Raw genomic sequence first — 4,492 nt, forward strand, 5'->3', positions numbered from 1 at the left:
GCCATTCCATGGCTCCCCCTGACGAAAAGTGTCTGCATAGCAGACCGAGGGAGATACCCCACCTATTCCATGGCTCCCTCTGACGAGGGAGCTGTCTGCGTAGCAGACTGAGGGAGAGACACCGCCCTGCAAGAACGACTACTACCCCATACTTCGATTTATGCCGAAACATAAAAATGACCTCCCCATCGACCGATATATCAGTCAACAAGAAGGTCATCTCATACAATATTTCGCCCTGCGAATCAGATCGGTACCAAAACGGGAGGTAAGGCTCAACGTGCCTTACGTCCGTCTATAGCCCCTGCGAATCAGCAAGATACCAAAACTCTCTAGAGAGGTACAATTCCTCGAAAAGAGTTTAGATACCCTGCCAATTCGGGAGGTAGCCAAGCCGCATATCTCGGCGAGGTCTGCCGTCTGCGTTTATATACCCTGCCAATTCAGGAGGTACCCAAACCAAGCACCATGCTCGCTTCCTTATTCTATACCCTGCCAATTCAGGAGGTAGCCAAGCTGTGACGGGCAGGGACGAGGCAAAGGCGGCGTTTATATACCCTGCCAATTCGGGAGGTACCCAAACCGAAAGGCGCGCTTGGGTGCTGGATCGTTCGTTTATATACCCTGCCAATTCGGGAGGTACCCAAGCTTCATCCTCCAATCTTTTTCTTAGCTAACGTTTATATACCCTGCCAATTCGGGAGGTACCCAAGCTCATTATCTGTTTCCCACACTTATATTATGTTTATATACCCTGCCAATTCGGGAGGTACCCAAGCTATAGCTTGGGAATAAGGTCTGTTACCTTTGTTTATATACCCTGCCAATTCGGGAGGTAGCCAAGCTTCCCTACTCCAAAACCTATAGCAATCTTCGTTTATATACCCTGCCAATTCGGGAGGTAGCCAAGCCTCAAAAACGGCAGGATTTCCTGCTTCTCTGAGAATTGCCTTTTGCCGAAGCAATAGGACTTATGCTCTCTCCACAGGCGTAGATTATAGAGTTCCCCTGTTATACCAAGGTACTCTTTTTATGCGTTTTCAGGCGGTAACCTGGATATTATTCATTGCATATTGTTTGATATTGATCGCCGCATTGACGTCTCGATGTTCGATCGTCGCACCACAATGCGGGCAAGTCCATTTGCGGTCGGACAGCTTGAGCTTCGTGTTGACCTCTCCACAGAAGCGGCATGTCTTGCTCGACGGATACCACTTATCGACTTTGACGAGCTGTTTGCCCTGCCATGCGAGCTTGTATGCGAGCATCGCGGTGAACATACCCCAGCCGTTGTCACCGACAGACTTGCCGAAGCTGAACTTTCTGCCTTTTTTCCGTTTCGCCATATCCTTAACGCTAATATCCTCAATGGCTATGACATCGTACGCACTTACAAGATAATACGCCTTCTTATGCAGGAAGTCGGCTCTCTGATTGGCGATCTTCTCATGCAGGACAGCTATCTTGTGCTTCTGCTTTTGGACGTTCCTGCACTCATCAAGCGGTCTGTGGAATATAGGTCTGCCGAGTGTGTCACGCTTCTTGATATTCGCTTCGAGCTTGCGGCTGAGCCGTCTCTGCTCGCGCACCAGCTTTTTCTGCGCCTTGCGGAAGTAGTGCGGATACCCTGCACCGTTTCCTTCGGAATCCACGTACAGCTCTGCCATCGCATAGTCGAGTCCGATAAACTTTGCAGGTATAATGGGAAATACTTGGTTTTCGTATCTTACCAGTATGCTTGCATAATATCTTCCCGACGGTGTCTTGCTGATGGTAACTGTCTGAATAGAAGCGTTGTCCATGAGCGGTCTATGCATCTTCATCTTGATGAGGCTCTTGAGCTTGGGAATCTTAAGATTGCCGTTTTCGATATCGACATTGGCACATCTTTTGTCACGATAGGTCGTGAAGGTCTGGTGGTTGTCTTTTTTGCTCTTGAAGCGAGGCTTGCCTGTATTGTGCTTGAAAAAGTTATCATATGCTGTTTTTAGCTGCAACTTGGCATAGTTCGGCACGTTCGAATCGACTTCTCTCATCCACGGATTGTCTTTTTTCAGCTCTGCATATGAATCGACTTTGTGCTTACCTGTTTCTTCATAATGCTTGTTACATCTGTCCAGAAGCTGATTGTAGACGAATCTCGCACAGCCGAAGCACTTCGCGAAGTATTCTCTCTGCTCCCGATTCGGATAGATGCGATACTTGTACGCTCTGTTCAGCACACCGCTGTTTGCATCGCCCTTCTTTGACATCACCGCTCACCTCCTCCCGCTTCCATCATTGATATAAGCCTGTATGATTCTTTCGGTTGGCTTATCTTTAATATATCATATTTGGTTATTATTATAAAGCATTATTGCATATTTTGACATACTCCTTCCACGGCTCACTCCGCAAGAACAGCTACTATCCCCATACTCTGCCGACACCTTCTCTCTGCATCATATCTCCGTCAAAAAAAATTCAACTTTTCTCTCACTTTTTTTCTGCCCCTTTTTCGCGTCCTTTACTCTATCTCTCTCACGCTCTCATTTTCTCGCTTATACGCCCGTTTCCTTACTTTTCACGAAAATACAAAACACTATTGACATTATGTCGGAAATACATTATACTGAAACCAACTTGAAGGTCGTATGTACCAGACATAGCAAGTGAATGTGACGTTAAAGTAAGTCACGATTCTCGTCTTTAGATGAAAATGACGGCATCGTCCTGTTTGTGAGAGGCAGGACAAGTGTTACCAGTGGAGCCTTTGCCTGCCCTACTGACGAGACGCCCAAGAACGACCCACCTTCCGCATAAGCTCACTATGAACGGAAGCACCTATATTTTTTACCTTGAAGGTCGTATGTACCATACATTGCAAGCGAATGTGACGTTAAAGTAAGTCACGATTCTTGTCTTTAGATGAAAATGACGGCATCGTCCTGTTTGTGAGAGGCAGGACAAGTGTTACCAGTGGAGCCTTTGCCTGCCCTACTGAACAAGACGCCCAAGAACGACCCACCTTCCGCATAAGCTCACTATGAACGGAAGCACACGACAAAAAGCAGTCAATAGAGCTGCTCATACCGAAGCATCAGGAGGCAAACAATGTCCACCATCATCACCTGCGACGCACAGCGCTGTCGCCACCATGAGGACGGCCACTGCTCAAAAGACGCCGTCACTCTCGCCAACGCCGACTTTACCTATCTGTCATTCGAAGCAGTAGGCGGTTGGCAAACAAGCGACGGGGACGAACAATTTTGCCAAGACTTCGCCGAAAGGAGCGACTAGCCATGCGCGCCCGCAACATCAAGCCGGGATTTTTCCGCGATGAACAGCTCCTCAAGACCTCGCCTCTCGGCAGGCTTCTGTTTGCAGGTCTGTGGTGTCTTGCCGATCGCGAAGGCAGACTGCTCGACCGTCCTGCTCAGATAAAATGGGATATCCTCCCTGCCGACGACTGCGACGTGAATGCACTGCTCACCGAGCTTGCCATGCGCGGATTTATTCGCCGATACACAGTTGACGGCACTCGGTATATCGAAGTCACACGCTTCCTTGCGCATCAAAACCCGCATCATAAAGAGAAGGCCAGTCTGATCCCGCCTCCTCCTGACACTACCCCTGCGCAAAAACACGATTCGACCCTGCTGATTCCTGATTCCTTGATTCCTGATTCTCTGATTCCTTCTGCCGTAAGTCAGCTTGACGGAGATAGGCGCATGATAGGCTCTGTCCTGCCCGATGTAAAAGCCGTCGATAAGACCGATACCCCATCAGGTTCAACCTTATCACGGCATCTCTCCTCGGCAAAAGCCGTCGATAAGACCGATGCCCCATCCTGCTCAGCCTTATCGCGACCTCCCACTTCGGCAAAAAGCATACAAACGACCGACCGCAAGGCGAATATTTTTTTAAGCCGACAAGACGGAAATACCGCAATAAGTGCGCCTTGCAAACAGGTCAAACACGCTACAAGCTGGGTAGAGGGATTCTTTGGGGAGTGAGGGAGGAAGGAGCGTTTTCCTCAAGAGAGTGTTATCATGCGTATCAAACTCGCAAATTATTCCTTCCCATAAGTTCATTGTCTCTCCCTTCTCTTTACTTTTTGCGGTCAAAAAGTAACAAAAACCCTCGGGCGACCATCTCCGTCCTGCGAGTATGTATTCTCACGCTTCGCTCCGCTAGCGGTCGTGCCTTGATTCCAAACGAGATGACACGCCCGCACGTCAGAACTCACTTCACATTCGTTCGTTCAAACATCTGACGCAATGCACTACGCTACGGTTCGGTACATACTTAGCGCAGGACTACAAAAACGCCCGAACCCATGAAGAATGACGGGAAATGAAAAAGAATAAAAGGCATCTCTCTTTTCTTTCTTCCCATTCCCTGCATAAGGAGCCCTATTATGACGGAAATACAAAATTCTATATCACACAAAGCACCACCACACCTTACAAAAGCAAATCGCACCCCGTTCGCCGCGCTCGTTGACGAGGCC

General features: G+C 48.6%; 3 protein-coding genes and 1 CRISPR repeat array. Of the genes, 2 read left to right on the top strand and 1 reads right to left on the bottom strand.

Annotation, left to right across the window (positions count from 1 at the left end):
• Nucleotides 1-359: 359 nt before the first annotated feature.
• Nucleotides 360-911: a CRISPR direct-repeat array (repeat unit 29 nt; unit sequence GTTTATATACCCTGCCAATTCGGGAGGTA).
• Between the two features lie 129 nt (nt 912-1,040).
• Nucleotides 1,041-2,252: a transposase gene (locus tag IJN28_02815; GenBank protein ID MBQ6712704.1), complete on the bottom strand. Its 1,212-nt coding sequence runs from the start codon at nt 2,250-2,252 to the stop codon at nt 1,041-1,043.
• Between the two features lie 841 nt (nt 2,253-3,093).
• On the opposite strand from IJN28_02815, the gene IJN28_02820 reads away from it, so the two are divergent.
• Together IJN28_02820 and IJN28_02825 are read left to right on the top strand one after the other, a co-directional pair.
• Nucleotides 3,094-3,279 (top strand): hypothetical protein, encoded by a 186-nt coding sequence (locus IJN28_02820; GenBank protein ID MBQ6712705.1) that lies wholly within the window; start codon nt 3,094-3,096, stop codon nt 3,277-3,279.
• Nucleotides 3,280-3,281: 2 nt separating this feature from the next.
• Complete coding sequence (locus IJN28_02825; GenBank protein ID MBQ6712706.1) at nt 3,282-3,995, top strand: hypothetical protein; 714 nt, start codon at nt 3,282-3,284, stop codon at nt 3,993-3,995.
• The last annotated feature ends 497 nt before the right edge of the window (nt 3,996-4,492 follow it).

Source organism: Selenomonadales bacterium (genome assembly GCA_017442105.1).
GTDB lineage: Bacteria > Bacillota > Negativicutes > RGIG982 > RGIG982 > RGIG982.